The 25,524-nt window shown below is 64.4% G+C and carries 21 protein-coding genes and 1 other RNA gene; 5 read left to right on the forward strand and 17 right to left on the reverse strand.

From position 1 onward, the window contains the following. Positions 1-301: 301 nt before the first annotated feature. The 13 genes from flgL to M3O59_RS10075 all read right to left on the reverse strand — a co-directional run bounded on the left by flgL (position 302) and on the right by M3O59_RS10075 (position 13,063). Positions 302-1,507 (reverse strand): flagellar hook-associated protein FlgL, encoded by a 1,206-nt coding sequence (gene flgL, locus M3O59_RS10015; RefSeq protein WP_064631228.1) that lies wholly within the window; start codon positions 1,505-1,507, stop codon positions 302-304. Beyond that, positions 1,507-3,381 carry a flagellar hook-associated protein FlgK gene (flgK, locus tag M3O59_RS10020; protein WP_064631230.1) on the reverse strand — a complete coding sequence of 625 codons (1,875 nt, stop codon included), beginning with the start codon at positions 3,379-3,381 and terminating at the stop codon, positions 1,507-1,509. Before flgK ends, flgL begins: the two co-directional genes overlap by 1 nt. An 11-nt stretch (positions 3,382-3,392) precedes the next feature. Then, positions 3,393-4,571: a flagellar assembly peptidoglycan hydrolase FlgJ gene (locus M3O59_RS10025; RefSeq protein WP_116905581.1), complete on the reverse strand. Its 1,179-nt coding sequence runs from the start codon at positions 4,569-4,571 to the stop codon at positions 3,393-3,395. Between the two features lies 1 nt (position 4,572). Then, positions 4,573-5,691, reverse strand: a complete 1,119-nt coding sequence (locus M3O59_RS10030) for a flagellar basal body P-ring protein FlgI (protein WP_064631234.1) — start codon at positions 5,689-5,691, stop codon at positions 4,573-4,575. A 10-nt stretch (positions 5,692-5,701) separates the two neighbouring features. Next, positions 5,702-6,394, reverse strand: a complete 693-nt coding sequence (gene flgH, locus M3O59_RS10035) for a flagellar basal body L-ring protein FlgH (protein ID WP_064631237.1) — start codon at positions 6,392-6,394, stop codon at positions 5,702-5,704. 38 nt (positions 6,395-6,432) lie between these two features. After that, positions 6,433-7,218, reverse strand: coding sequence for a flagellar basal-body rod protein FlgG (gene flgG / locus M3O59_RS10040; protein WP_064631239.1), 786 nt, complete (start codon positions 7,216-7,218; stop codon positions 6,433-6,435). 764 nt (positions 7,219-7,982) lie between these two features. After that, the gene (gene flgF, locus M3O59_RS10045) at positions 7,983-8,738 is read right to left on the reverse strand and encodes a flagellar basal-body rod protein FlgF (RefSeq protein WP_116905583.1); all 756 of its coding nucleotides are present in this window, start codon (positions 8,736-8,738) and stop codon (positions 7,983-7,985) included. 122 nt (positions 8,739-8,860) lie between these two features. Next, positions 8,861-10,084, reverse strand: coding sequence for a flagellar hook protein FlgE (gene flgE / locus M3O59_RS10050; protein ID WP_047696172.1), 1,224 nt, complete (start codon positions 10,082-10,084; stop codon positions 8,861-8,863). A gap of 31 nt (positions 10,085-10,115) precedes the next feature. After that, positions 10,116-10,781, reverse strand: coding sequence for a flagellar hook assembly protein FlgD (locus M3O59_RS10055; protein ID WP_064631243.1), 666 nt, complete (start codon positions 10,779-10,781; stop codon positions 10,116-10,118). Between the two features lie 34 nt (positions 10,782-10,815). Continuing rightward, the gene (gene flgC / locus M3O59_RS10060) at positions 10,816-11,223 is read right to left on the reverse strand and encodes a flagellar basal body rod protein FlgC (protein WP_005914451.1); all 408 of its coding nucleotides are present in this window, start codon (positions 11,221-11,223) and stop codon (positions 10,816-10,818) included. Positions 11,224-11,226: 3 nt separating this feature from the next. Further along, positions 11,227-11,628, reverse strand: a complete 402-nt coding sequence (gene flgB / locus M3O59_RS10065) for a flagellar basal body rod protein FlgB (protein WP_064631245.1) — start codon at positions 11,626-11,628, stop codon at positions 11,227-11,229. 113 nt (positions 11,629-11,741) lie between these two features. After that, a non-coding RNA gene (locus M3O59_RS10070) (sX9 sRNA) lies at positions 11,742-11,816 on the reverse strand. A gap of 302 nt (positions 11,817-12,118) precedes the next feature. Then, positions 12,119-13,063: a chemotaxis protein CheV gene (locus M3O59_RS10075; RefSeq protein WP_064631247.1), complete on the reverse strand. Its 945-nt coding sequence runs from the start codon at positions 13,061-13,063 to the stop codon at positions 12,119-12,121. Between the two features lie 354 nt (positions 13,064-13,417). Here M3O59_RS10075 and flgA point away from each other — a divergent pair, with 354 nt between their 5' ends. The 4 genes from flgA to M3O59_RS10095 all read left to right on the forward strand — a co-directional run bounded on the left by flgA (position 13,418) and on the right by M3O59_RS10095 (position 16,184). Further along, positions 13,418-14,062, forward strand: coding sequence for a flagellar basal body P-ring formation chaperone FlgA (gene flgA / locus M3O59_RS10080; RefSeq protein ID WP_039403905.1), 645 nt, complete (start codon positions 13,418-13,420; stop codon positions 14,060-14,062). A gap of 66 nt (positions 14,063-14,128) precedes the next feature. Further along, complete coding sequence (gene flgM, locus M3O59_RS10085) at positions 14,129-14,440, forward strand: flagellar biosynthesis anti-sigma factor FlgM (protein WP_064631249.1); 312 nt, start codon at positions 14,129-14,131, stop codon at positions 14,438-14,440. Positions 14,441-14,456: 16 nt separating this feature from the next. Next, positions 14,457-14,789: a hypothetical protein gene (locus M3O59_RS10090; protein ID WP_014503329.1), complete on the forward strand. Its 333-nt coding sequence runs from the start codon at positions 14,457-14,459 to the stop codon at positions 14,787-14,789. Positions 14,790-14,957: 168 nt separating this feature from the next. Further along, positions 14,958-16,184 carry an ATP-binding protein gene (locus M3O59_RS10095; protein ID WP_064631251.1) on the forward strand — a complete coding sequence of 409 codons (1,227 nt, stop codon included), beginning with the start codon at positions 14,958-14,960 and terminating at the stop codon, positions 16,182-16,184. 190 nt (positions 16,185-16,374) lie between these two features. Here M3O59_RS10095 and M3O59_RS10100 read toward each other — a convergent pair whose 3' ends face one another. Together M3O59_RS10100 and M3O59_RS10105 are read right to left on the reverse strand one after the other, a co-directional pair. Beyond that, on the reverse strand, positions 16,375-18,096 hold the full coding sequence (locus M3O59_RS10100) for an EAL domain-containing protein (protein WP_064631253.1): 1,722 nt from the start codon (positions 18,094-18,096) through the stop codon (positions 16,375-16,377). Positions 18,097-18,099: 3 nt separating this feature from the next. Beyond that, on the reverse strand, positions 18,100-20,232 hold the full coding sequence (locus M3O59_RS10105) for a sensor histidine kinase (RefSeq protein WP_064631255.1): 2,133 nt from the start codon (positions 20,230-20,232) through the stop codon (positions 18,100-18,102). Positions 20,233-20,352: 120 nt separating this feature from the next. On the opposite strand from M3O59_RS10105, the gene M3O59_RS10110 reads away from it, so the two are divergent. Beyond that, a complete protein-coding gene (locus M3O59_RS10110) occupies positions 20,353-23,139 on the forward strand; it encodes a bifunctional diguanylate cyclase/phosphodiesterase (protein WP_181920516.1) in 2,787 nt (928 codons plus the stop codon). Between the two features lie 769 nt (positions 23,140-23,908). On the opposite strand, the gene M3O59_RS10115 is transcribed toward M3O59_RS10110, so the two are convergent. Next, complete coding sequence (locus M3O59_RS10115) at positions 23,909-24,193, reverse strand: hypothetical protein (RefSeq protein ID WP_064631259.1); 285 nt, start codon at positions 24,191-24,193, stop codon at positions 23,909-23,911. Between the two features lie 86 nt (positions 24,194-24,279). Next, positions 24,280-25,470, reverse strand: coding sequence for a methyl-accepting chemotaxis protein (locus tag M3O59_RS10120; RefSeq protein WP_064631261.1), 1,191 nt, complete (start codon positions 25,468-25,470; stop codon positions 24,280-24,282). Positions 25,471-25,524 lie beyond the last annotated feature (54 nt).

Consider the following 25,524-nt stretch of genomic DNA (forward strand, 5'->3'; position numbering starts at 1 on the left):
GATTTTTCCGGCAAGGGGGACTTGCCCGGAGCCTCCGCAGGGGGGCCATCAAGTTGGCCGTTGCCGCTGCTGAGATGAATAACGGCGATGTATCGGGAACCTTTAGCGGAATTCAGTATTTTTTTACTGTTTTTCTGCGTCAGGACGAACTACGTAAGCGTTGCGTATCAAGGGGTTTGGTTTATTCGGCAGCACCCCGCCAATCTTTAGCGCTGGTATAACTCTTCGAAAAATAAACTCCGTCCGCCTGCGCAAGTGCCCACGCGCAGGAGCGAAGAAAACCCAGGTTTTCTGCGGCAAATCAGCGGATCAGGTTGAACAACGACGACGACTGCATCTGCTGAAAAATGGTCTGAGCGGCCTGCAACGAGGCCTTCTCGAGTTGGTACTGCCCGATCGCCGAGGCGTAATCCAGGTCGCGGATCGACGACAGGGTGGTCTTGAGCGTGACTTCGTTGGATTCGAGCAAGGCGTTGGCATTGTCGATCGCCGACAACTGCGCGCCACCGGAGGCGCGCGCATCGATCATCTTCGAGGACGCCTGCGCGATGTCGCGCATCGACGACTGCAAGGTGTTGATCATCGACGCCTTCTGCGGCGGGGTCAGCGTGTCCGAGTTCAGCGCGCCGACCAGATCGTCGATGGTGGAGAACACGTCCTTGGTGGTGGAAGCGCCAATCTGGAAACTGTCGCCTACCGCCGGTGCGCCGCTGATGCGCATGCGCACGCCGGCCGCGTTGATGTCTTCGCCGTCTTTATAGGTGCCGGTGCCGACCACCGCATTGGTACTGTCGCGCACTTCATAGGTGTTGGCAGCGGTGAACTGCACGCTGTAGCTGCTGCCATTCCAGCTGCCGGTGCTGGCATCGCGGCTGAAATCCAGCAGCAGCCCGGTCCCGGTGTTGGCGGCGTTGGCGTGCGCGTCCACGGTGCCGTCGCCGGTGCGGATGCGCATGAAGATTTCGCTGCCGGGCAGGGTGTCGCTGACAAAGGTGTCCGGCGCCACTTCTACCTGTTTCTGGGTCTGGTCGCCGTTGTAGGTGACGTTGCCACTGCTCTTGATGAACGGTGCGCTGCCATCGGCAGTGCCGCCGAACAGATAGCGCCCGGTGCCGTCGGTGCTGTTGGCCAGGCTGACCATGCTGTCGCGCAACGCGGTCAGCTCCGAGGCGATCGCCTTGCGGTCGTCGGGGCTGAGCGAGGAATTGTTGGCCTGCACCGTCAACTCGGTGACGCGCGCCATTTTGTCGCCGGCCTGCGAGAGTGCGTTTTCCTGCAGGCCCAGGCGGTTCTGCACGTTGTTGGCGTTTTCGCCAAAGCGCGTGATCGCGGCGAGGGCGCGATCCAGGCCCACCGCGGTGCCGGCGGCAACCGGGTCGTCCTTGGCGGTGACCAGGCGCTGGCCGCTGGACAGCTGCGATTCGAGCTGGTTCAGCCGCGCCTGCTTGGCCCCCATCGAGGCGACCGACTGGCTGTACATCATGCTGGTGGAGATACGGTCGGTCATCAGCGTACGGCGCCCAGGATGGCTTGGAAGATGGTGTCGGCGGTGGAAATCATCTGTGCGGCGGCCTGGTAGGCCTGCTGCAGCTTCAGCATGTTGGCGGCTTCCTCATCGAGGTTGACGCCGGAAATCGAATCGCGGCTGGCTTGCGCCTGGTCGTTGATGACCTTCTGCGCATCGGCCGAATAATTGGCCGCGCGCGCAGCCGAACCGACGGACGTGGTCAGGCCCGACAGCGCGCCGTTGAGCGTGACCGTGCCGCCGCTGAGTGCCTTGGCATCGTCGATCTTGGCCAGCAATTTGGCATTGCCGTTGTCGCTGGAGCCGGCGCCGGTCGGGCCGACGCCGAAGGTGTCGCCGGCCTTGGGTGCGCCATCCAGCGCGAAGCTCCAGCCGTTGGCGCTGATGGTCTGGCCGGCGGTGTAGGCGAACGGGCCGGTGCCATCGATGGTGTATTGGTTGGCGTCGATGAATTCCACCGACGCCGGCGCCAGCAGCCCCGGGTTCTGCGCGTTGGTGACCTTGACGTCGCTGATCTTGCCGGTGCCCAGGTTGGCCACCGTGGCGGTGGCCTTGACCGGGGTGGCCGCGGCAATGCGCGAGGGGTCGGTGATGGCCACCGACAGGGTGCCGGCCAGGCCAGCGGTAGGCTGCAGCAGGAACTTGTCGCCGTTGGCCGGCGTGCCGCCCACCACCATGCTCACGCCATTGAGCACCAGCGGGTTGGCCGGGGTGCCGGTGCCGGTCATCGGCACCGCAGAGCCGGTGCTGGCGTTGGTGGCCTTCCAGTTGGTGCCATCGAAACTGAGTGTGACGTTCTGGCCGTCCACCGCGCTCATGTTGCTGAAACTGGCGCTCAGCGAGGCGCTACCGGTGTTGTTCGGGTTGGCAGCGGTGGTCGGCGAACCGATGTTGAAGAAGTTGCCGCCCATCGCGCCATACAGGTCCATACCCTGGCTGTGGCCGGCATTGAAGGTGCTGGCCATGCCCACCGCCAGACGGCCGAGTTCGGCCTGGGTCGGTTCGAGCACGCTGCTGCGGAATTCCAGCAGGCCGCCGATCTGCCCGCCCAACGAATTGGCGCTCAGGCTGACATTCTGGCCCTGGGTCTGCATCGCCACCTGCAGCTTGGTGGGCTGGTACGGGTCGGCGACGGTGGTGAGCCTGGAGGAGGTGGTGCCCACCACCAGCGCCTGGCCGCCGGCGGTGAAGACGTTCATGAAGCCGCCGTCCTGGATCACCGCAGTGCCGCCGGTGTAACCCACCAGTTTGGTCACCAGCGCATCGCGTTGATCGAGCATGTCCGGCGCTGCGTTTTGCGCACTGTTGCCGATAGTGCCGTTGAGCTTGGCGATCTGCTGCGTCAAGCGATTGACTTCGTCCACGGACGAGGTCAGTCCGCTGTTGACCTCATTGCTCAGGCTGTCCATCTGCCCGTTGAGCTGCTTGAAGCGCGTCGCCAGCGAGTTGCCGCTGTCGAGCATGCTCTGGCGCTCGGCGGTGGAGGAGGCATTGGACGAGACCGCGCTGGTGGAGTCGAAGAAGTTCGACCACAGCCCGGCCACGTTGGTGGCGGTATTGGAATACAGCGCGTCCACGCGGTTGGACAGCGAAGACAGCTGCTGCAGGCGTGAGAGTTCGCCGCCGCTGTCGAGCAGGCGCGAAATGGCCAACTGGTCGGCCACGCGGCCCACGTCGGTGATCTTGGCGCCATTGCCCACGAACGCGTAGCCCATGTCGGTGGGCGTGCGCGTTGCAAATTCCACACGTTGGCGGCTATAGCCTTCGGTATTGATGTTGGCGACGTTATGGCTAACGGTCGACAACGCCCGTTGGAAGGCGATGAGCGCGCTGGTCCCGGTGGACATGATGGACATGGGCGTTTACCTCAACGACGGATGGTGCCAAGCCCGGCAGGCTCGGCGGTACTTGCGTAACGGTTGGACAGATCTGCCGCTGCGTTGCCGATGGCGGCGACCGCACGGTCGATGGTCGGGCCGTTGGCGATTGCGGCGATCTTGGCGGCGTAGCCTGGATCGGTGGCGTACCCGGCCTGTTGCAAGCCGCGTGCAAAACCGCGGATATCGGTGCCGGCCTGCAGTGCGCCCTGGTAGCGGCTGTTGTTTTTCAACAGGCGCACATAGTCGGCAAAGCTTTCCTCGGCCGAGCCGTAGGCGCGGAAATCCGCAGTTTCGGTGGTCTTGACGCCGTTGACGTATTCGTGGGTGCCGGTGGTGACCTTGGCGCCGTTCCAGCCGGTGGCCTTGATGCCGAACAGGTTGTTGGAATCGCCGCCATTGCCGATGCCACGCCGGCCCCAGCCGGTTTCCAGTGCGGCCTGCGCCACCAGCGCGCGCGGGTCCACACCCAGTTCGCGTGCGGCTTTTTGCGCATGCGTCCAGATCTTGGCGACGAAGCCTTCCGGGGTGCGTTCGCCCAGGCTGGCAGCAGCAGTGCTGGCCGCGCTCGCACTGACCGCCGCATTGGCCTCGGCAGCATCGCTGACAGCGACATCGCTCCAGCGGTCGTTGGCCGACGGCCAGCTCAGTGCGGCCGCATCGTCGCCGCCGGATTCGCCAGCACCGGTGCGCCCGGCAATCAGGTCCAGCACCTGGCTCATGCCGACGCCGCCCAGCGCGCCTGCGCCGAGCTTGGCTGCCGCGCCCAGGGTTGCGCCGATGCCGCTGGCCGCGCCATCGCGGGCGGGCAGCGGCAACGAGGCATCGCGCTTGCCGGCAACCAGCGAATAGGCCTTGGCCGCATCGGCGGTGCTCAGCGAGGTGTTCAACGCCGGGCCGCCGGTGTCGCCGCTCAGCTGCTTGGAGATCATCGCCGACAGGCCCAGGCCCTTGCCCTCGGTCAACGCCTTGGCCATCTGCTGGTCGTACATTTCGCGGAACATCTGGTTTTCGCCCGGAAACATCGGGTCGCCGGAGCTGGCGTCGCGCATGCTCTTGACCAGCATCTGCGCGAACTGGCCTTCGAGCTGACGGGAGACCTTGTCGATCTTTGCCGGATCGGCCTTGGTGCTCGGATTGAGCTCAATGGGCGAGGCTGCGATACGCATGTCAGATCACCTCCAGCTCCGCCGTCAGCGCGCCAGCCTGCTTCAGGGCTTCCAGGATGGCGACCAGGTCGCCGGGCGCCGCGCCCACTTCGTTGACTGCGCGGACAATCTGATCGAGCGTGGTGCCACCTTCGAACTTGAACATGCGGCTGCCTTCGGAGGTGGCCGTGATCGTCGATTGCGGCGTCACCGCGGTGCGGCCGCCACTGAAGGCGCCCGGTTGGCTGACGTTGATGTTTTCGCTGATGGTCACGGTGAGCGAGCCATGCGCGATCGCCGCCGGCATCACCCGCACCAGCTGGCCGATGACCACGGTGCCGGTGCGTGCGTTGACGACGATCTTGGCCGGCGCGTCGCCGGGCGAGAGTTCGACGTTTTCCAGCCGCGACAGCAGGCCGATGCGCGCGCCCGGGTCGGTCGGCGAGCGCACTGCCACGGTCACGCCATCCACCGCACGTGCGGTGCCGGCGCCGAAGCTGCTGTCGATCGCCGCAACCATGCGCGAGACGGTGGTGAAATCGTTCTGGTGCAGGTTGAGGGTGATCTCGCCGCTGCCGGCAAACACGTCCGGCAGCGCGCGTTCGACGGTCGCCCCGTTCGGGATGCGGCCAACGCTGGGAATATTGACCGACACCCGCGAGCCGTCCTTGCCCTGCGCGCCGAAACCACCGACCACCAGGTTGCCCTGGGCCATCGCGTAGACCTGGCCGTCGGCGCCTTTCAACGGTGCCATCAGCAACGAGCCGCCGCGCAGCGACACCGCATTGGCGATCGAGGAGACGGTGATGTCGATCGGCTGGCCGGGCTTGGCGAACGGCGGCAGCTCGGCGTGGATGGCTACGGCCGCGACGTTTTTCAGCTGCGGGTTGACGTTCGCCGGAACATTGACGCCCAGCTCGCCGAGCAGGTTTTTCAGGCTCTGCACGGTGAAGGGCGCCTGGCTGGTGCGGTCGCCGCTGCCGTCCAGGCCAACCACCAGGCCGTAGCCGACCAGCGCGTTGCCGCGCACGCCGCCGACCTGGGCGAGATCCTTGATGCGTTCGGCCGAGGCCGGTGCGGCGATCGCGCACAGCGCGACAGCGGCAACGAGCAGACGGAAGGGCAGGGAAGACAGGTTCATGGTCGCAGGCTCAGTAGGGCGACAGACGGGAATTGAAGAAGCGGCTCAGCCAGCCCATTGCGTTGGACTGTGCGATCGCGCCGCGGCCGCCGTAGGCGATGCGGGCGTCGGCCACCTTGCTCGAGGGCACGGTGTTGTCCGGAGAGATGTCGGCGGCGCGCACGATGCCTTGCACCTGGACCAGCTCGTCGCCCTGGGTCAGGCGCAACTGCTTCTGCCCCTGGACCACCAGGTTGCCGTTGGGCAGGCGCTGCATCACGGTGACGGTCACGCTGCCCTGCATGCGGTTGCTTTGCGCGGTGTTGCCCTTGCCGTCGAAGCTGCGGTCGCCGTTGGTGGAGTTGCGCAGCACATCGGTGCCGTTGACGGTGAGCGGCACGCCGAGCAGCGTGGGCGTACTCATGTCCACGGTGTCGGCCTTGCTGATGCTGGTGTTTGCGGTGGACGAGGCGGTGGTGCTTTCCACCAGGTTCACCGTCAGCAGGTCGCCGACATCGCGGGCGCGGCGGTCGCCATACAGATTCAGGCTCGGGCCGGCGGCGTAGATCGCACCGGCGGTGGGCTGCGCGGTCGGTGCCACCACCGGTACGATCGGCGCCAGTTCGGCGAACGGCCGCACATCGCCGGCTGCCACGCAGCCACCCAGCAGCGCGCTGCAGGCAATGGCGAAGCACAGGGAGGAGAGAGAGGGCAGGCGGGACATGGCGTGAGTTCCTGAGAAGGCGGCGAGCGGCGAGCCGATCAGACGTTGTTGTTCAAGTAACCGAGCATCGAGTCGGTGGTGGAGATGGCCTTGGCATTCATTTCGTAGGCGCGCTGGGTCTCGATCATGCTCACCAGTTCTTCCACCGTATTGACGTTGCTGCCTTCCAGCGCGCCCTGCACGGTGGTGCCCAGGCCATTGAGGCCGGGGGTGCCGTTCTGGGCGGGGCCGGAGGCGGTGGTTTCGACGAACAGGTTCTCGCCCTTGGACTGCAGGCCCGAGGGGTTGATGAAGTCGGTCAGCGTCAGCGCGCCGATTTCCTGCGCGGCGGCCTGGCCGGCCAGGGTGACGCTGATGGTGCCGTCGTTGCCGATGGTCAGCGACTGCGCGCCTTCCGGCACCTGGATGCCGGGCTGCAGCGGGTAGCCGCTGTTGGTGACCAGCTCGCCCTGCGCATTGATCTGGAAGGTACCGTCGCGGGTGTAGGCGGAGGTGCCGTCGGGCATCTGCACTTCGAAGAAGCCGCGTCCGTTGACCATCACGTCGAGCGCGCGGCCGGTCTGCTGCTGGCTGCCCTGGTCGAAGCCCTTGAAGGTGGACACCACGCGCACACCGGTACCCAGTTGCAGGCCCGTGGGCAGCTGCGTCTGCGCGGAGGTCGAGCCGCCCGGCGCACGCACCTGTTGATACAGCAGGTCTTCGAACGCGGCACGGTCGCGCTTGAAGCCGGTGGTATTGGTATTGGCCAGGTTGTTGGAAATGACCGACATGCGCGTCTGCTGCGCATCCAGTCCGGTTTTGGCGACCCACAAAGCCTGATTCATGACCCGATTCCTCGTTAGACCCGGGGATGTGTTCCGGGCACGGGTGGGTATATGCACGCGGCGTGCCAAAGCGGTGTCGGATTTCTGCCGGGTGTGCGTAAGATCACGGGTGGCGATGCCGGCTGCCGGCTCGTCCAGGTGCCTGGGGACACCATCACAGCGGGTCTGGGTTGGACCGCCTCGGCAGCTTGCAAGCGGCAGTCAAGCGGTGGCAGCGGCGGAAGCTGGCGGCAGAGCGGTACATCGTTGGTCGGTCAGGGCGGTCCCGCACTTGGCTGGCGCTCGCCTGACGGCAAGTGCAGTTGGTTTTGCCGGTCGCGAGTTGCTTGTCTGGAGCTCAGGGCTAAAAGCCGGGTCGGTCGAGGGCGCGATGCCCTCACCGCTCGCGGGACACGCCGCAAGTACGTCCATGTAGGCTCGGTGGCGGCATCCATGCCGCCACACGGTCCCGCAATCGGTGAGGACACCGCACCAGAAAGATTGCTGGTCGCTTTGTTAAAAGCCATGCACACCGACCATCTCGACTGGCCCTTGCCCGCCCACCGTCGCGGGACCTTACGCGGCATGGATGCCGCGTAAGAGCCTACATGGACGTACTTGCGGCGTGTCCCGCGATGGTGGGCGGGCAAGAGGACCCTGCAGCAAACCCGCAGAAGTGAGCGACTTTTAGTCGTTCACAAGACAAGACAGGGACGTACTTGCGGCATGTCCTGAAATGGTGGCCGGGCAAGGGCCCTGCAGCGAAGCCACAGAGTGAGCCACGTTTAGCCGTTCAGCCGCATCATCGAATTGGCCGATTGTGCATTGTCGTCGCCGTTTTTGATGATCTTGACCTGCATTTCGAACTGCCGCTGCAGCTGGATCATTTCCACCAGCGCGCCGGCGGCGTCCACGTTGCTGCCTTCCAGCATGCCGCTGTTGATGGTCTTGCCGGTGGCCACCGCAAATGCCTGCGCCGGGTCGGTGCTGGTGTTGCGCATCAGCCCGTCCGGGCGCCGCGTCAAACGATCGGCGGGCGCATCGACCACCTTCATCTTGCCGACGATGGCCATGGTCTGCGGGCCTTCGCCCTGCGGGATGATGGAAATGCTGCCGTCGCTGCCGATTTCCATCGCCTGGTGCGGCGGAATCGTCATCGGGTTGCCGCCTTCATCCAGCACGGCGTGCCCATTGGCGGTGACCAGCTGGCCATTGGCGGTGAGCGCCAATTCGCCGTTGCGGGTATAGGCCTCGCTGCCGTCGGGCGACTGCACCGCCAGCCAGCGGTCCTGCTGCAGCGACACGTCCAGCGGGTTGCCGGTGACCTGTTGATGGCCCTGGCTGCGATCGAAGCCCTGGTCCACATGCAGCGCATCGATCCGCGACGGATAGCCCTTGCCCTGGATCTTGAACGCTTCGGTGTTGGCCAGCGCGGCCTTGAACCCCACCGTGTCGACGTTGGCGAGATTGTGCGACACGGTGCTCTGCGCCTGCAGGGAAGCGCGGGCACCGGTCATTGCAACGTAGAGGGCTTTGTCCATGGGGAACTCCGAAAGGCCGGAACCGGGGACCCGGGGCCGGGGACCCGGAAAAGCAACAGCGCCGGTGTATTGGCGTTTGCTTTTCCGGGTCCCCGGCCCCCGTTCCCGGGTCCCGAGTGTCATCAACGAATATTGATGATCGTCTGGGTGACCTGGTCCTGGGTCGAGATCATCTGCGAGTTGGCCTGGAAGTTGCGCTGGGCCACGATCATGTTCACCAGCTGCTCGGTCAGGTCCACCGTGGAGGCTTCCAGCGAGCCGGACTCGATCTGGCCCAGGTCCGAGGTGTCGGGGGCGCCTACGCGGGCTGCGCCGGAGGTGTAGCTTTCGGCCCACATGTTGTTGCCCTGCGACTGCAGGCCCTGCGGATTGACGAAGCTGGCCAGCGACACCTGGCCCAGCGGCTTGTCGGCGCCGTTGGAATAGCGCGCGAACACCACGCCGCTGGTGTCGATGCTGATCTCGTTGAGCTTGCCGCTGGCGTAGCCGTCCTGGCGGGTGTCGCGCAGGGCGAAGGCTTCGCCGTACTGGGTGGAGCCGCTGACATTGAGCTGCATGTTCAGCACGCCGGCACCGGTGCTCGGGGTGAACGGGTCCATCGCGATGATGCCGTTGGCCGGGGTGGTCAGCGCGCCGGTGTCGGAGAACTGCAGCGTGGTCGGCGCGCCAACTGCGGCGCCGTCAACGTAGTTGTGCACCTGCCACTCGTTCGGGTTGGCGGTCTTGACGAAGTAGGAGGTCTGCACATGGCTGACACCCAGCGAGTCATAGACGTTGATGCCGCCGGTGGAGTGGCTATAGGTCTTGTCGTCGGCCGGGCTGAACGGGGTCACCGTCGGTGCGGTGGCGTTGCCGGGCAGGGTGAAGGCCAGGTTGACCGTAGAGGTCGACTTGGGCGGGCTGTCGGTGGTCAGCAGCTGCAGGTCCGACAGGCGGCCCACATCGAAACCGTTGCCGCTCGGGTTCGGTGCAAACACCTGCAGGCGTGCGCCCTGCGGGTTGACCACATAGCCGTTGGCGTCGGTCTGGAAGTTGCCGGCGCGGGTGTACATCTTGGCGCCGTTGGAGGACACGGTGAAGAAGCCTTCGCCGGAGACCGCCAGGTCCAGGCTGCGCCCGGTCGGGTCGATATTGCCCTGCGAGAACTGCTGCGCCACATTGCTGACGCGCACGCCGGAGCCCACCGCGTTACGCGACAGGCCGTAGCTGGTGCTCTGGAACATGTCGGCAAACTCGGCGCGCGATTCCTTGAACCCGGTCGTGTTGACATTGGCGATGTTGTTGGAAGTAACGTTCAGATCGGCATTGGCTGCGTTGATGCCGGACAACGAGGTATTGAAAGCCATGGATGAGTTCCTTTAAGTGTCGGTTGCCGGCTCAGCTGACGCGGAGCACGTTGGCGAGCGGGGAAGTGCCTAGCCCGGTCAGGTTGAGATACAGGCCGTCCGAGCCGATCGTGACGCTGTCCACCGGTGCGTCGACGTAGGTGGGTAACTTGCTTTTGGAGCCGGCGGTATCGGTTTGGGTTGCGGTGATGCCGTATTTGCCGGCCGCCATGCGGTTGCCATTGGCGTCGGTGCCATCCCAGGCAAACGACACCTCACCGGCGGCGCTGGCCGGCACGCTGAGCTGTTTGACGAACGCGCCGTTGGCATCGGTGATTTCGAAATTGACGAAGCCAGCCGACGTGGCGGCAACCACGCCCTTGGCCGAGCCGGTGGCATCGATCGCCACCTGTGCGGAGGGCACCAACACGTTGTGGCCAACCAACGCGGCGCCCTTGAGCACCTGGTCGGCGTTCATGGAATCAGAGAAATTGCCGACCTTGGTATTGAGGTCGCCAATGCCCTGCACGGTGGAGAACTGCGCCAACTGGCCCAGAAACGCGCTGTTTTCCATCGGTTTGAGCGGGTCCTGGTGCTGCAGCTGCTCGGTCATCAATTTGAGGAAGTCGGCCTGGCCGAGTGCTTCTTCCTTCTTGGCGACGGTGCTGCTGGTGCTCAGGCCGAGAGTCTTGTAGAGATCGCTGCCGATCGTGCTCATCTGGAGTGTTCCGTTAGGTAAGGGCTAGGACGGGTCAGCGGCCCATGGTCAGGGTCGCGAGCGCCAGTTCCTTGGCGGTATTGAGCATTTCCACGCCTGCCTGGTAATTGCGCGAGGCGGAAATCATGTTGACCATCTGCGAGACCGGGTCCACGTCGGGCGAGAACACGTAGCCATCGGCATCGGCCAGCGGGTGGCCGGGCTCGTAGCGACGGATCGGCGGCGCGTTGGTGGTGGTGATCTCCTTGACGTTGACCGAGGTCAGGCTGGGGTCCTGACGGCTTTGCTGGGCCTGGAAGATCGGCTCGATCGGCTTGTAGGTCGCCTCGGCAGAGCCCGCCACCGAATCGGCGTTGGCCAGGTTGGAGGCGATGGTGCTCAGGCGCACCGACTGCGCGTGCAGCGCAGAGCCGGCCACATCGAAAATGGGAAGATTGCTCATGACTTATTGGCCCGTGATCGCGGTGAGCATCGAGCGCACCTTGGATTCGAGGAAGCTCAGCGACGCGCGGTATTCCAGCGCGGCGCGGCCGTAGGCGGCGCGTTCGGCATCGGGATCGACGGTATTGCCGTCGAGGCTGGGCTGGTCGGATTCGCGGGTGATCTGGAACGGGTTGAGCCCGCCGCCACCGCCCACTTCATAGTGCTTGGCGTCGGTGGCCTGCAGCAGGCCGCCATCCTGCACGCCCTGCGCCGACTTCAGCGCCGCTTCGAAGTTGAGGTCCTTGGCCTTGTAGCCAGGGGTGTCCACATTGCTCAGATTGCTGGCAATGAGCTTCATGCGCTGCTCGCGCAGCGCCAACGCGTCGCCATGGACGCCGAGGAATGAAGAGAAGGGACTGGACACGGTGCTCTCCCGCGAAGTGTTGCAAGGGAGGAAGCAATGTTTGTGCCAAATCGAGGTGTTACGCGTGCGGAGCTGGCAACACATCCGCAGTGCCCGACCGACGGTCTTGGAGCGGTTAACAAACGTAACGAGCAGCCGTCAGGTGGGTGCATCCGTCGCGCTCAGAATCGGGGTGCACGTGTGGTCATGCCGATTCGGCACCGGCCGCGCCCGCCTGGCGGCTTCGCAGTGGATCTGTCAACTGCTCTAGCTGCCAGACATCGCCAAGCGTGCTGCTGCTCGGGTAGCTGCTGCCATTGGCAATGCAACTTGCAGGCCAACCGGGATCGTCTGGCGGGAAGTAACTCAGCGCAGCGTGTGATCAGCTGGGCGACGCCTTTTTAAGGCGCGTGCTTGCGTACGGCAACCACTTGTATAGCCAAGCCTGTCGGAAAACAGGCATTGCTGCGGCTGGCCTTCACCGGCGGGGTGGAACGGCCGCGCAATTGGATCAGGCCGCTTCGGCAACCACTTTCAGGCGGGCCAGCACATAGTCGGCCAGCTCGTGCGCGCTGTACTTGGCCACGAAGGCGTTGGCGCCGACCTGCTCGACCATGGCGTTGTTGAACACGCCCGACAAGGAGGTGTGCAGCAGCACGTACAGGCCCTGCAAGCCCGGCGTGCGCCGGATTTCCGTCGTCAGCGTGTAGCCGTCCATCGCCGGCATTTCGATATCCGAGATCACCATGGCGTAGCGGTCGGCCGGGTTTTCGCCCGATGCGGCCACCTGTAGCAGGTGGTCCAGCGCCTGGCGGCCGTCCGACAGCAGGGTCGCCGAAACGCCGAGCTGGTCGAGCACGCTGCGGATCTGCTGACGCGCCACCCGCGAATCGTCCACCACCAGCACCTGGAACTGGCGGTCGTAGGTCACCAGCTGCAGCGACGGGTCCAGTTGCACGTCCTTGCTGACCTTTGCAATGTCGGCCAGCACGCTTTCCACGTCGATGACCTGGATCAGTTCGCCCTGGAAGCGCGTCACTGCCGTCAAATAAGTGGCTTCGGCGCCGAGTTCCGGCGGCGGGTGGATGTCTTCCACCGCGATATTGACGATGCGCTCAACCCCGCTGACCAGGAAACCCTGGACCGAGCGGTTGAACTCGGCCACCACCAGGTAGCCGGGGCCGTTTTCGGAGTGCGAATCGCGTTCCGGGTGGCCGATCGCCAGGCCCAAGTCCAGCACCGGCACCGAGCGCCCGCGCACGTCGGCCACGCCGGCGAACTCGGTCGGCAGGCCCGGCACCTGGAACAGTTCCGGGCGACGCAGCACTTCCTGGACCTTGAAGACGTTGACGCCAAAAAGCTGGCGTCCGCCCAGCCTAAACAGCAGCAGCGCCAGTCGATTGTGGCCAGCCAGTCGCGTGCGCTGGTCGATGCGGTTGAGCAGATCGTGGGTCATGGGGCAGATATCGACAGCGCCCCTGAGAAACTTGAGGGCTTTGTGGTTGGTCGGGGACGTTGTCGGGAATGGGGAGTCGGGAATGGGGATGGGTTAAAGCGGGGAATGGAGACGGAATGGTCTGAGGGGCAGGGGGGCTTTAAAAACTGGCCTAGAGATTGATTGAGCCCACCGGATAGGCAGCAGCGATCAAAACTGCTGCGGGAGCGCATTGCAATGCCGCCAGCGCCTTCCACCCGTAAAAGCCGGCAACAGCCCCGCTCTTACGAATCCCGAATCCCAACTCCCCAATCCCGGCCAAAAACAGGCACACCTCTTGCACTGTCTTCCGGGTCTTCCTCCGGATCTGGTCCCATGCGCCTGCTCCTGCTTGTCATCTTGTTGGCTGCCGCTCCGGCCTGGGCCCAGAGCTACCAGTCTGTCGATTCCATCCGTGCGGCCGCGCTGGCCACCGTCGGGCCCGATGCCGAAGCCGAAGCGACGCTCGACCCGGGGCTGCGCATGCCGGCCTGCCCGATCGCGCTGCAGGCGCAGCCCACCGGCACCAATACGGTGGAAGTGGCTTGCCCGCAGCCGGCCGGGTGGCGCCTGTTCGTGCCGCTGAAGGTGCGCCGCAATCAGGATGTGCTGGTGCTGCGCCGGGGCATCAGCGCTGGAGAAACCATCTCGCTGGCCGATATCAGTATCGAGAAGCGTGACGCCGCCCGCATCGTCGGTGCGGTACTGGCCGACCCGGTGGCCGCAGTGGGCAAGTCGGCCCGCCGCATCCTGCCGGCCGGTTCGCTGCTCTCGGCCAATGATCTGGTGACGCAGCGGCTGGTACGGCGCGGCGACACGGTCCCACTGGTGTCGCGCAACGGTGGCCTGGAAGTGCGCATGAGTGGTCGCGCGCTGTCCGATGCCGGCGAAAACGAACGGGTGTCGGTGGAGAATTCGTCCTCGCGCCGGGTTGTGCAGGGCATTGTTGAAGCGAGCGGAACCGTTGTGGTCTCCAGGTAAAAATTTTCTATAAAGTTTTTTTTCTGGGTGCCGTTATCCCCTACGACCTGTAGAGGAGTTCCTGACATGACCCAGAAAATCGAAGGCAATCTACCGACCGCTGCCACCCTTCGTACCGCGGCCACCAGCAGCAAGATCGCTTCGGCCGGCGAAGATCGCGCGTCCCCGATTGCAGCCTTACCGCCCACCGACAGCGTCAAGCTGACCGGTGAAGCCACCAATCTGCAGAACCTGCAGCGCGAGCTTTCGCAGTCCTCGGCGATCGACACCGGTCGCGTGCAGGCGGTGAAGGATGCCCTGCAGAACGGCAGCTATTCCATCAACCCGGATGCCATCGCCAGCCGCATGATGGATCTGAATCAGCAACTGGCGGGTTGATCCCCGACTTAAAAGGATGAACGTGAACGAGTTCCTGCAACGTCTCAGCGACGCGCTGGCCGGCGAACGCCAGGCATTACTCGAGAACGACATCGATGGGTTGATGCGACACACGCAGGACAAGCTGTCGGCGCTGCGCGCGCTCGAAGCGGCAATGCCTGCAGGCGAAGAAGAGCGCCTGCGTGAGCTGGCCGAAGCCAATCGCGCCAACGGTGCGCTGCTGGCACGCCGGCGGCGCGAAGTGAACTGGGCGCTGCGTCACCTGGGCCGCACCGAAAGTGCGCCGTCCTACGACGCCAAGGGGCAATCGAGCGTGTTGCGCGGCGGCCGTTCGCTGGCAGTCGCCTGAGTCGCCAAGGCGTTTTTTGCAGCACACAGGGCTGCAGATAACGCGGCATGCGTATGGGAGCCGGCTTGCGTTGCGCGGCCTGCGACACAGCGCCGGTAATGCGAAGCGGCGATACGGCGCGTCAACGGTTCGGCGTATATTGGGGCATCCTCTCCGCCGCCTGCTCCCGTGACCGCCAAGTTTTTTCTCAATCAAGCCTTATTACCGTCCCCGGACATCCTGCGCGCCTTTGGCGACCAGATGCTGGAGGGCGTGCTGCTGTTCCGCGCCGACGGAAAGCTGATTCTGGCCAATGCCATTGCACGCCAAAGCCTGTGCAAGGAAGACCCCGCCGACGATCGCAATCTGGGCGAGCGGATTTCGCAGGTGTTGCCATCGGACGCACTCAATCAGGCGCGCAGCAAGGGCAGCTGGACCGGCAGCCTGCCGGTGGCCGACCGGGTGGTCATCGCGCATCTGTATTACAACGAAGAGCACGGCCTCGGGCATTTTCTGGCGTTGTTCCACAACATCGAAGGCCAGCAGGATTACGAGCGCGAGCTGCAACAACGCCACGCCGAACTGCGTCAGGCCTATCTGCGTTTGAATGGCGCGCAAGACAAACTGCTGCAGTCGGAAAAGATGGCCTCCATCGGCCAGTTGGCCGCAGGCGTGGCGCACGAAATCAATAATCCGATCGGCTATGTGCACTCCAATCTGGGCAGCCTGCAGGAATATCTGCGCAGCCTGTTCACCCTGATCGAGGCGTATGAGCGCGCGCTGCAGGCGCCGGACCCGAAGGCGCTGATTCCGGAAATCGACGAGATCCGCAACCGTGCCGATATCGACTTCATCAGCCGCGACCTGCCGCAATTGATGGCCGAATCGCGCGAAGGCATCGAGCGGGTGACCCGCATCGTGCGCGACCTCAAGGACTTCTCGTACTCGGACCGCTCCGAGTCGTGGAAGATGGTTGACCTGCACGCAGGTCTCGAATCCACGATCAACATCATCTGGAACGAGCTCAAGTACAAGGTCACCCTGGAGCGCAATTACGCCGAGCTGCCGCTGGTGGAGTGCCTGCCGTCCGAGCTCAACCAGGTGTACATGAACATGCTGCTCAACGCCGGCCAGGCCATCGTCGAGCGCGGCACGATTACCGTCACCACCGGCCGCGACGAGGCGGAAAACGTCTGGATCCAGTTCCAGGACAGCGGCGCGGGCATCGCCCCGGACCTGCTGCAGCGCATCTTCGACCCGTTTTTCACCACCAAACCAGTCGGCAGCGGCACCGGCCTGGGCCTGTCGATTTCCTACGGCATCATCAACAAGCACCACGGCCGCATCGATGTCGAAAGCACGCCGGGGCAGGGCGCCAGTTTCAGGATCGTGCTACCGATCCGGCAGCCGCGCTGACGCGCTGGGATTGGTTGTTCGGGATTCGGGATTCGGGATTCGCAACAGCCGACATTGCTATCGCTGATCGTCAATGCGCCGTCTGACCCGATGGCGCCGCTCCGCGCTTTTGACCAATCCCGAATCCCAAATCCCGAATCCCGAATCCCAAATCCCAAATCCCAAATCCCGAATCCCGAATCCCGAATCCCTATTCCCGGCCGTTCCGCAGCTCATCATGCGTGCGAAATGCCTGACGAATATGCTCGCGCAGCTCGTCGTCGTTCCAGGGCTTGGTCAGGAAGCGGTAGATCGCGCCGCGGTTGATCGCTTCGGTCACCGTGGCCAGATCCGTGTAGCCGGAGAGCACCAGGCGCACGGTGTCGGGGTAGAGCATCTTGACCCGGCCCAGGAACTCGGTGCCGCTCATGTCGCTCATGCGCTGGTCGGACAGGATCACCTGCACATCGTTGGTGGCGAGCAGGTCGAAGGCATCGCGCACATTGCCTGCCGCCAGAATCCGGTAGCCGTCGCGACGGAACAAACGCACCAGCGAGCGCAGCACGTTCTCTTCGTCGTCCAGCAGCAGCAACGTGCGGTCGGGGCGGCTTTCGGCAAACGATTCCGGGCGCAGATAGCGGCGCCGTAGCGCCATGCCGGCGGACTCTGCCGACATCGGCTCGCCGAACAGGTAGCCCTGGAAGATGTCGCAATCGTTGCGACGCAGAAAGCCCAGCTGCGCCTGCGATTCGACACCGTTGGCGATCACCGTCATGCCGAGCTGGTGGCCCATGGCGATGATGGCGCGCGCAATCGCCGCCTCGCGGCTGCCAGCCGGTGCGCTCTTGATGAAGCTGCGATCGATCTTCAGCCGGTCCACCGGATAGCGCACCAACGCGCTCAGGCTGGAATCGCCGGTACCGAAGTTGTCCAGGCTCAGGCTGATGCCTTCGTTGCGCAGGTTGGCCATCGTCTCGTGGACGAAGTTGACGTTGTTGGTCAACGCGCTTTCATTGATCTCCAGCGTGACGAATTGCGCCGGCACGCCGGCGGTTTGCAGCATCGCCATCACTTCGTTGAAGAAGCCCGGGCGTAGCAACTGCAGCGTGGAGACGTTCACCGCGATGCTGAAATCGTCGAAGCCCTGGTCGCGCCACAGCCGCGCCTGGCGCACCGCGTTTTGCAGCACCCATTCGCCGATCTGCACGATCACGCCCAGGCGCTCGGCGGTGCGCATGAAACGCTCCGGCACCAGCATGCCCAGGGTGGGCGATTGCCAGCGCAGCAGCGCTTCCATGCCCACGATGCGTCCGTCGCGCGCACTCACCAAGGGCTGGTAACGCAGGCGCAATTCGCCATGCGGAATCGCATCGACGATCTGCCGCGCAATGATGCTTTCGCTATGCGCGTTGGTCGCCGAATTGCGCGTATACAGCCGCACCGTATTGCCGCCTTCGCGCGCGGCCTGGTAGGTGGCTTCTTCTGCGTAGTCCAGCAACGTGGACAGCGAGGTGGAGTGTTCCGGACACAGGCTGATGCCGACCTTGCCGGTCATGAACAAGGTATACGGCAGCACCGACAGCGGCAGCTCCAGTTGCTGGCGGATCTCTTCGGCGAAGTCTTCCGGCAACGGCGTGTCTTCGCGACGCACCGCCACCACGATCATTTCATCGCTGCCGTGGCGCCACAGCTTGCCGCGCGTTCCGAGAAATTCCTGCAGGCGGCGCGCTACCAGCGTGAGCGCCTGGTCACCGACTTCGCCACTCATGTTCTCGTTGATCGAAGCGAAGTGATCGATGTCGATGTGGAAGATCATCAGCGGCGGGCCGCCGGACGCGGCCGCATCCACCAGATGCAGCAACTCGGGGTTGCCCGCGCCAAGCCGTGTAGGCTTGACGATTTCCAGTCCGGGCGGGATTACAGGGCTCCACATGACTCAACGTCCACCATCGTCGTGGACGGACTCGCCGACCGGGTGATAGGGCAGGCGCAACGTCACGCGCGTGCCTGCTCCGGGGGCTGATTCTATCGCGAGCGTGCCGCCGACGGTTTGCGCACGCTCACGCATCACGATCAGCCCCAGCCCGCGCGGACCCTCCGGCTCGAAGCCGTCGCCGTCATCGCTGACTTCCAGACGGAAACTGTCGCCGTCGATCGATTGCAGGCTCATGCGCACCTCGCCCGCACAGGCGTGCCGCAGCGCATTGGTGAGGCTTTCCTGCGCGATACGGAAGCAGGCCTGTTCGATCTCGTTGCCCGGCCGTTCGTCGAGCGCCTGAATGTCCAGCTCCAGCCGCACCTGTGAGGCGCGGAACAGCATCGACGCCTGCCAGCGCAATGCAGCTTCCAGGCCCAACGCATCGAGTTGTGGCGGACGCAACAGCATCGACAGATTGCGCAGCTTGGTCACCGTGCTGTCGGCCAGCGATACCACTTCCAGCAGATCCTCGCGGCGTGCATCGGCGTCCAGCTCGTCCAGCGCTGCATGCGCGGACAGCTTCATCGCAGTGATCGCTTGCCCGATATCGTCATGCAGATCGCGCGAGATGGCGCGGCGCTCGTCTTCCTGCAGCGAGAACAGCCGCTTGGCCATGGCCTGCAGTTCGGCATTGCTCTCGGCCAAGGCATCGCGCATGCGCTCGGGTTCGCTCAGGTCGCGCACCACCAGCAACTTGCAGCTGCGCCCGCCATAGCGGATATCGCCTGCCGACAGGCCGGCGTAGAAGGTGCTGCCATCGCGACGGCGCATGGCGCGTGCGCTGGAGACCGGCTCGTTGCGGTCGCTGCCTGCGCGCAGATACTCGCGTACCACCGGCAGGTCGCTGTCGCCGACCAGGGTCTGCAGAGGTTCGCCCAGAATGGTCTCGCCCTGAAAGCCGAACTGGATCGAACCGGCGGCGTTGGCATACATCACGTGTTCGTCGGCCAGGATGAGCACACCGTCGGGCAGTACGCGCACCAGTTCGCGGAATTGTTCCTCGCGTTCGCGCAGCAGGCGGCGCGACTGTTCGCGTTCGCTCACGTCCTGCAAGGTGCCGTGCACATGGCGTGCGCCGCCTGGGCTGGTCACGCTCTCGGCGCGCAGATGCACGGTGCGCGGTTGCGAATCGCCACCAGTCAGCGGCAGCAACACATCGATCTGCACCTCGCCACCGGTGCACATGTCTTCAATCATGCGTTCGATGCGCGCCTGGGTGGCGCTGTCGGAGGCGGTCAGCAATTCTTCCAGCCGATGCTCGCGACGGTGCATCGGCACGCTGCGCCCCAGCAGGCGATACACCGCCGGCGAATAGCGGCCCAGACCGGTTGTACGGTCCAGCTGCCACGAACCCAGCCGTGCGATGCTTTGCGCTTCTTCCAGACGCTCTAGCGCCTCGTCGCGCAGATGCTGCGCCTGGCGCTCTTGGTTACGGTCCACCGTGACCACCAGGCGGGCAGGGCCGCTGGTCAGATGCAGCTGATTGCTGCGCACTTCGACATGGCGTGGCCCGCTGCGCGTCAGCAGCTCCTCGTTCAACACGCAGGTGGCATCTCCTTTGCCCCGAATCTGCGCAATGACCTCTTCCAGCCGTTCACCATCGGCGTTGGGCCAGATCGCCTGCAGTGTCTGCTGCAGGAATTCGTCGCGTTCCCAGCCGAAAAATTCCAGCGCCGCCGGATTGGCATCGAGGATGCGCATGCTGGCAAGGTCGTAGATGAAGGCCGGGCTGGGCAGGGCCAGGAACTTGGCCTGCAGCAAGGCCTCGGACTGCGCCAGCTGCGCGTGCTCGTCCACGATCAACCTCATGAAGCGGCGCAGCACCAGGTGAATGACGATGCTCGACACCACCAGAAAGCTGGCGTCCGACCAGCGCTCCGGCATGGCGGCGCCGGCCAGGTTGAGCAGCCGGTTGCCCAGCAGCAGCCAGACCACACCGACCAGCAGATACAGGCCGGTCAACGTCCACAGGCCTTGCTGCAGGCGCTCGGCGAGGCGGAGGCGGGACACGGGGGCAGACGAAAACGCGGGCGCGGCGACGGGCTGTTGCATGGATCCGCGGACGACCTTGGGTGCTGGCGATACGGCCATCTTAGCCGTAAGTCGGTCCGGTTCGGTCCAGCTCGAAACAGGCGCCTCAACTAATCGACGACACGGCCGTTATCCATTGCGACTCCGAAGGCCGGGGTCGATTCTTCGGAGTGTTCCAGAGTGGACTCAGGCGTCATTGCAAGCATGCTGCAGCACCCGCTGACCTCGGCGGTGGTGTTGTTGGATGCGCATGGCCAGCCTCTGGCGGCCAATCGCGTTGCGCAGTCCCTCGGATTGCCGGCAACCCTTGGTGCATACGCCGAAGTATTGGAAAGCAGTCGCGCCCAGGTGGCCGACAGCGGTGGCATGGCTCCCTGCGTGTTGCCGGGGACCGGCGGCGGGCGGCTGGAAGGCTGGCTGCGTGCGGTCAGCGACGAACATGGCCAGGTCATGGCGTTCACCTTGAGCATTCCCGAGCCGATGGGCGCCGATGGCACCAGCCGCTGGGAAATGGGCCTGGACAGCGCCGATCACGGCTTGTGGGACTGGGACATTCCGGCCGACGTGGTGTATCGCTCGGAGCGCTGGACCCGCATGCTCGGCTATTCAGAGCAGCCGCTGCCGAACAACCTCACCGCCTTGTCCGGGCTGATTCACCCCGAAGACCACGCGCATGTCAGCGCCGCGGTGCAGGCGCATCTGGAAGGCCGCACCGACACCTACGTGGCCGAATTCCGGCTGCGCCAGCACGATGGGCAGTGGCGCTGGATCCTGGATCGCGGCCGCGTGGTCTCGCGCACTGCCGACGGCCGCCCGCTGCGCATGGTCGGCACGCATACCGACGTGCACCATCACAAATTACTTGAGCAGCAGCTGCGCGAGCAGCAGGCCCAGCTCGAAGAGGCCCAGCGCATTGCCAGCATGGGCAGCTGGAGCTGGGACTCGCACCAGGACGTGCTGTGGGTGTCGCAGGATTTCCTGCAACAACTCGGCATGGCCCAACTGCGTCTGCAAGGCATTCGCGACATTCTGCGTCTGCTCGGTCGGTCTTCGGTTGCGCAGCTGCGCAGCGCCTGGCGCAAGATCAAGCATGAAGGCATGCCGGTGCATTTCGAGCTGGAAATCAACGGCCTGCCCGGCGCCAATCCGCATCACCTGCGGGTGTGGGCGCAGCCGGTGTTCGACGGCGACGGCAGCATGGTGCGCGTCCTTGGCCAACTGCAGAACGTTACCGAGCAACGCCAGACCGACGCACTGATCCGCTGGCGCACCGAATTGCTCAACCGCGTGTCTGCGTTGGGCAAGATCGGCGGCTGCGAGATCGAGGTCGATACCCGGCGCATGCAATGGACCGAGGAGTGCTACCGCATCCACGGCCTGCGCAAGGAAAACATCACCCTGGAGCAGGCGCTGTCGCTGTACACCCAGGATTCGCGCGACGCTTTCGAAGCGGCGCTGCTGCGCATTTCCGATGGCGGCCTGCCCGAGCAGCTGGAGCTGTGCTTCTATCGCAACTCCGGCCAGCGCATCTGGGTACAGGTGCTGATCGAGCTGGACCGTCGCGAAGGCCTGCCGCCGCGGTTTGTCGCCTTGTTCCGCGATGTCACCCGCGAACGCGAAGCCAACGAGCGCATCGAGCTGCTGGCCCATTACGACCGCCTGACCGGCTTGCCGAACCGCTTCCTGCTACGCGAGCAGGCAGAGAACGCCATTCGCGAAGCAAACGAGCGCGGCCAGGTGATGGCGATGCTGCTGATCGATCTGGATGGCTTCAAGAGCATCAACGATTCGTTCGGCCATGCCACCGGCGATAACCTGCTCAAGCTCGCCTCGGCGCGCCTGCATCAACATCTGCGCAGCAGCGACCTGTTCGGCCGCTTCAGCGACGACGAGTTCATCGTGCTGTTGCGCGATATGTCCGAGCCCGAAGATGCCGGCCACGTGGCGCGCAAGCTGATCGCAGCGCTTGGAGAGCCGCTGCGCAAGGAACATGTCACCCTCAAGCTCGGTGCCAGCATCGGCATCGCGCTGCAGGGCGATGGCCTGTCGGACTTCGACAGCCTGCTGCGTGCCGCCGATGCGGCGATGTATGCGGCCAAGGAATCCGGCCGCAACACCTTCCATTACTACAGCCAGGACGTGCTGCTGCGTGCGCAGCGCCGCCTGGAGCTGGAGCACGCGCTACAAGGCGCGCTCGAGCGCGAAGAGTTCACGCTGGTCTACCAGCCGCTGGTCAACACCGTGGGCGATGCATCGCCGGCGATCGAAGCGCTGATGCGCTGGAATCGCCCTGGCCATGGTCCCTGCAGCCCGGTCGAATTCATACCGATTGCCGAAGAATGCGGCGAAATCGTGCGCCTGGGCGAGTGGGTCATCGGCGAAGCCTGCCGACAGGCGGTAGTCTGGGATCGCGCCGGCCTGCATTTCAGCCGCGTTGCGGTGAATGTTTCTGCAGTGCAATTGCGCGAACGCGGTTTTGCCGAGCGCGTACTGGAAATCTGCCGCGACAACGGCTGGCCGCCGTCACGTCTCGAGCTGGAATTGACCGAATCCGCATTGATCCGCGATTCCGATTCGCTACGCCGCTGCTTCGAACTGTTCGAACAAAACGGCGTACTGCTGGCGGTGGACGACTTCGGCACCGGCTTTTCGAATCTGCATTACCTCAACCGCTTCCCGGTGCAGCGATTGAAGATCGACCGCAGCTTCGTGCAAGGCATGCTCGACGATGCCAACACGGCCGAGGTCACCCAGGCCATCGTGCATCTGGGGCACGCGCTGGGCATGCAGGTGGTCGCCGAAGGCGTGGAGACCGTGCAGGAAGATGCACTGCTGCGTCAGCAGGGCTGCGACGAAATCCAGGGCTATTTCTACTCACGCCCGCTATCGCCACGCGATATGGCGCAGTGGCTACGCGAGGCCGACGCCGGCATGCGGCTGGGTGCACGCCTGGTGATTGCCAGCTGACGCAGTGCGTAGCGTTGCGTGTAATCGAGCCGCATTTCAGCGGCACGATGCGTGGTCCATTCGCCTTCCCAACGACTTGAAGGCAACGGCGATATCGGGTCGCAGCGGTATTTAGGTGCAACCAAACACGGCGCGACCAAAAACGGTACGTGACCTCACCCCATACGGGACATGCCGTGACGGCAGCTGCGTGATGGCATCACTTGCGCCAATGGTTCCGCAATTGGTAAGGACACCGCACCAGACAATGAGTCGGTCGCTTTGTTAAAAGCTGTCGTTCGTCGCGTTGCGGAGCTGATCGTCCACGCGCCGATCCAGGTGCCCTATGTCCTACCTTGCTCGCAAACATACACACCAAGATCCCGATGGGTCCTTGCCCGCCCACCGTCGCGGGACCTCGAGCGGCATGGATGCCGCGCCAGAGCTTACAAGGACGTACTTGCAGCGTGTCCTGCGATGGTGGGCGGGCAAGGGCCCTGCAGCCAGGCAGCAGGTGCCCAATGCCCTCGCACCACGTCATTCCAATCGCATCGCGTCGATCGACGCACCACGTTCTGTCGAAAAATCGTCGTACAGATGGGCAGGGGATGAGGTCACCCTGATGCTGCAATCGATCGGTTCCGCGTGCGCACAGTCACGCTTGGTGGAACGGCTGGATGCAACAGCGCATTAATGGCTAAGGAGCGGCGCAAGTGCGTCAAACCCGGGCAGCGGAAACAAACCAGCGGGGCGCCTGCCGAGTCACGCCCCGCTGCTTGACGCATGCGCCTTATCGCCCCGACACGCCAACTGCCGCGCCATCCAGACCCAGATCCCAGGCCACGGTTGCGAACAACAGCTCTTCTTCGCTGCAAGCGCGGTGCGGGTTGATCAATGCCTGCAACTCCGCGCGTGCGCAGCGCTCCAGACGTTCCAGCGCGGCCGGCATACGGACGCGGCGCAGCGCAGGCTTGGCCGCATCGCTTTGCGCGATGCGCTCGGCGTGTGCGGCGGCCAGTGCAGCGGCCTGCAGAGCGGCGGTGGAAGTGTCGATGGTCGGGGCAAGAAGTGACATGAGCGGAACACCAGGTCGTTACGGAACGACAAATCCCCGGAAGGCCGGGGAATGTCGGAATCAGCAGCTGCGGGGCGGCATCGGTCTTAGAACAACTCGACCGTACCGGCACCCATGCCTTGCTGTGCCACCGGCTTGTGCGGCGGGCGTTCCCACTCCACGCGCATGTCGCGCAGGCGGTTGGACACCTTGGCCAGCGCGGCGACCAGATCGCTGTCGTACACGCCGCCATTGCGATGCAGCAGTTCCTGCAGCGCCACCGCTTCGCGGTTGATCGCGGTGAGGCGATCCAGGTGGGTGTGGATGCCGCTCAGCGTCTGCGTGGCGATGTCCTCGAACTGCAGGGCACGCACCGCTTCGGCCACGCTGCCATCGATGGAACGTGCGCACTCGGAGATTTCGCGCATGCCATCGCCCAACGAGGCGTTGATCTGGGCGACGTTCTCCAGCATGGCGGCCGATTCATGGCGCGCCTCGCGGGAGCGGTCCATGTGACGCGATGCCAGCTGCGAGACCGTTTCACGCACCTTGGCGATCGATTCCTTGGAGCTGTGTGCCAGCTTGCGGATCTGTTCGTTGAAGGTGGTGGAGCGTTCGGACAGGTTGCGCACCTCGTCGGCGACCACCGCGAAGCCGCGACCGGCTTCACCGGCACGTGCTGCTTCGATGGCGGCGTTCAGGGCCAGCAGGTTGGTCTGGTCGGCGATCGACTTGACGTCTTCCAACAGCGCGAAGATGCCATCCAGATGCTGCGCCATCTCATCGATGTGATGGACGGTGTTGGTGCTTTGGCCGCTCACCTGTTCCAGCGCTTCCACCAACTGCTCCATGCGGGAGCTGGCGTGCTGGGCGAAGCGGGCGACGTCGACGCCGGCACTGCCATCGTCACCGGCGCGGTCGACGATGCGGGCCAGTGCCTGGCTTTGCTGGCGCGACTTGCGGTTCATCGCTTCGAAGCTGCCACCAAGACCGGACACGGCCTGGCGGATCAGTTCACGGGCACGCTCGACTTCCGAGCGCGAACCGTCGACTTCATTGCTGACGAACGTACGCAGTTCGTTGAGCAGTTGGTCCTGCTCGCGCAGGATGCGTGCCTGGTCCGGATTAGGCCGGAACTGGGAATATGTCACCCAGGCAGCGAAACCCAACCAACTAAGGGTCATGGTCGCCAGAATCGCCCAGCGCACCGAAGCGGGCCAGTCGAATCCGACAGCGAAGGGATACAGCAAAGTCAGGGCCAAAGGAGCGGCTAGACGGATGAGTGGACGTGAATACATGGGCGTTCTCGGCAGAGTCACGGTTGCTGTATCGGCACTCCCCCCATTGTCTTT

This window comes from Xanthomonas nasturtii, assembly GCF_023337365.3.
Taxonomy (GTDB): Bacteria; Pseudomonadota; Gammaproteobacteria; order Xanthomonadales; family Xanthomonadaceae; genus Xanthomonas; species Xanthomonas nasturtii.

Bases quoted from the DNA above. Each gene is read 5' to 3' on its own strand.
- flgL (WP_064631228.1), bottom strand. From the start codon at position 1,507: ATGACCGACCGTATCTCCACCAGCATGATGTACAGCCAGTCGGTCGCC.
- flgK (WP_064631230.1), bottom strand. From the start codon at position 3,381: ATGTCCATCATGTCCACCGGGACCAGCGCGCTCATCGCCTTCCAACGG.
- M3O59_RS10025 (WP_116905581.1), bottom strand. From the start codon at position 4,571: ATGCGTATCGCAGCCTCGCCCATTGAGCTCAATCCGAGCACCAAGGCC.
- M3O59_RS10030 (WP_064631234.1), bottom strand. From the start codon at position 5,691: ATGAACCTGTCTTCCCTGCCCTTCCGTCTGCTCGTTGCCGCTGTCGCG.
- flgH (WP_064631237.1), bottom strand. From the start codon at position 6,394: ATGTCCCGCCTGCCCTCTCTCTCCTCCCTGTGCTTCGCCATTGCCTGC.
- flgG (WP_064631239.1), bottom strand. From the start codon at position 7,218: ATGAATCAGGCTTTGTGGGTCGCCAAAACCGGACTGGATGCGCAGCAG.
- flgF (WP_116905583.1), bottom strand. From the start codon at position 8,738: ATGGACAAAGCCCTCTACGTTGCAATGACCGGTGCCCGCGCTTCCCTG.
- flgE (WP_047696172.1), bottom strand. From the start codon at position 10,084: ATGGCTTTCAATACCTCGTTGTCCGGCATCAACGCAGCCAATGCCGAT.
- M3O59_RS10055 (WP_064631243.1), bottom strand. From the start codon at position 10,781: ATGAGCACGATCGGCAGCGATCTCTACAAGACTCTCGGCCTGAGCACC.
- flgC (WP_005914451.1), bottom strand. From the start codon at position 11,223: ATGAGCAATCTTCCCATTTTCGATGTGGCCGGCTCTGCGCTGCACGCG.
- M3O59_RS10075 (WP_064631247.1), bottom strand. From the start codon at position 13,063: ATGACCCACGATCTGCTCAACCGCATCGACCAGCGCACGCGACTGGCT.
- flgA (WP_039403905.1), top strand. From the start codon at position 13,418: ATGCGCCTGCTCCTGCTTGTCATCTTGTTGGCTGCCGCTCCGGCCTGG.
- flgM (WP_064631249.1), top strand. From the start codon at position 14,129: ATGACCCAGAAAATCGAAGGCAATCTACCGACCGCTGCCACCCTTCGT.
- M3O59_RS10090 (WP_014503329.1), top strand. From the start codon at position 14,457: ATGAACGTGAACGAGTTCCTGCAACGTCTCAGCGACGCGCTGGCCGGC.
- M3O59_RS10100 (WP_064631253.1), bottom strand. From the start codon at position 18,096: ATGTGGAGCCCTGTAATCCCGCCCGGACTGGAAATCGTCAAGCCTACA.
- M3O59_RS10105 (WP_064631255.1), bottom strand. From the start codon at position 20,232: ATGGCCGTATCGCCAGCACCCAAGGTCGTCCGCGGATCCATGCAACAG.
- M3O59_RS10115 (WP_064631259.1), bottom strand. From the start codon at position 24,193: ATGTCACTTCTTGCCCCGACCATCGACACTTCCACCGCCGCTCTGCAG.
- M3O59_RS10120 (WP_064631261.1), bottom strand. From the start codon at position 25,470: ATGTATTCACGTCCACTCATCCGTCTAGCCGCTCCTTTGGCCCTGACT.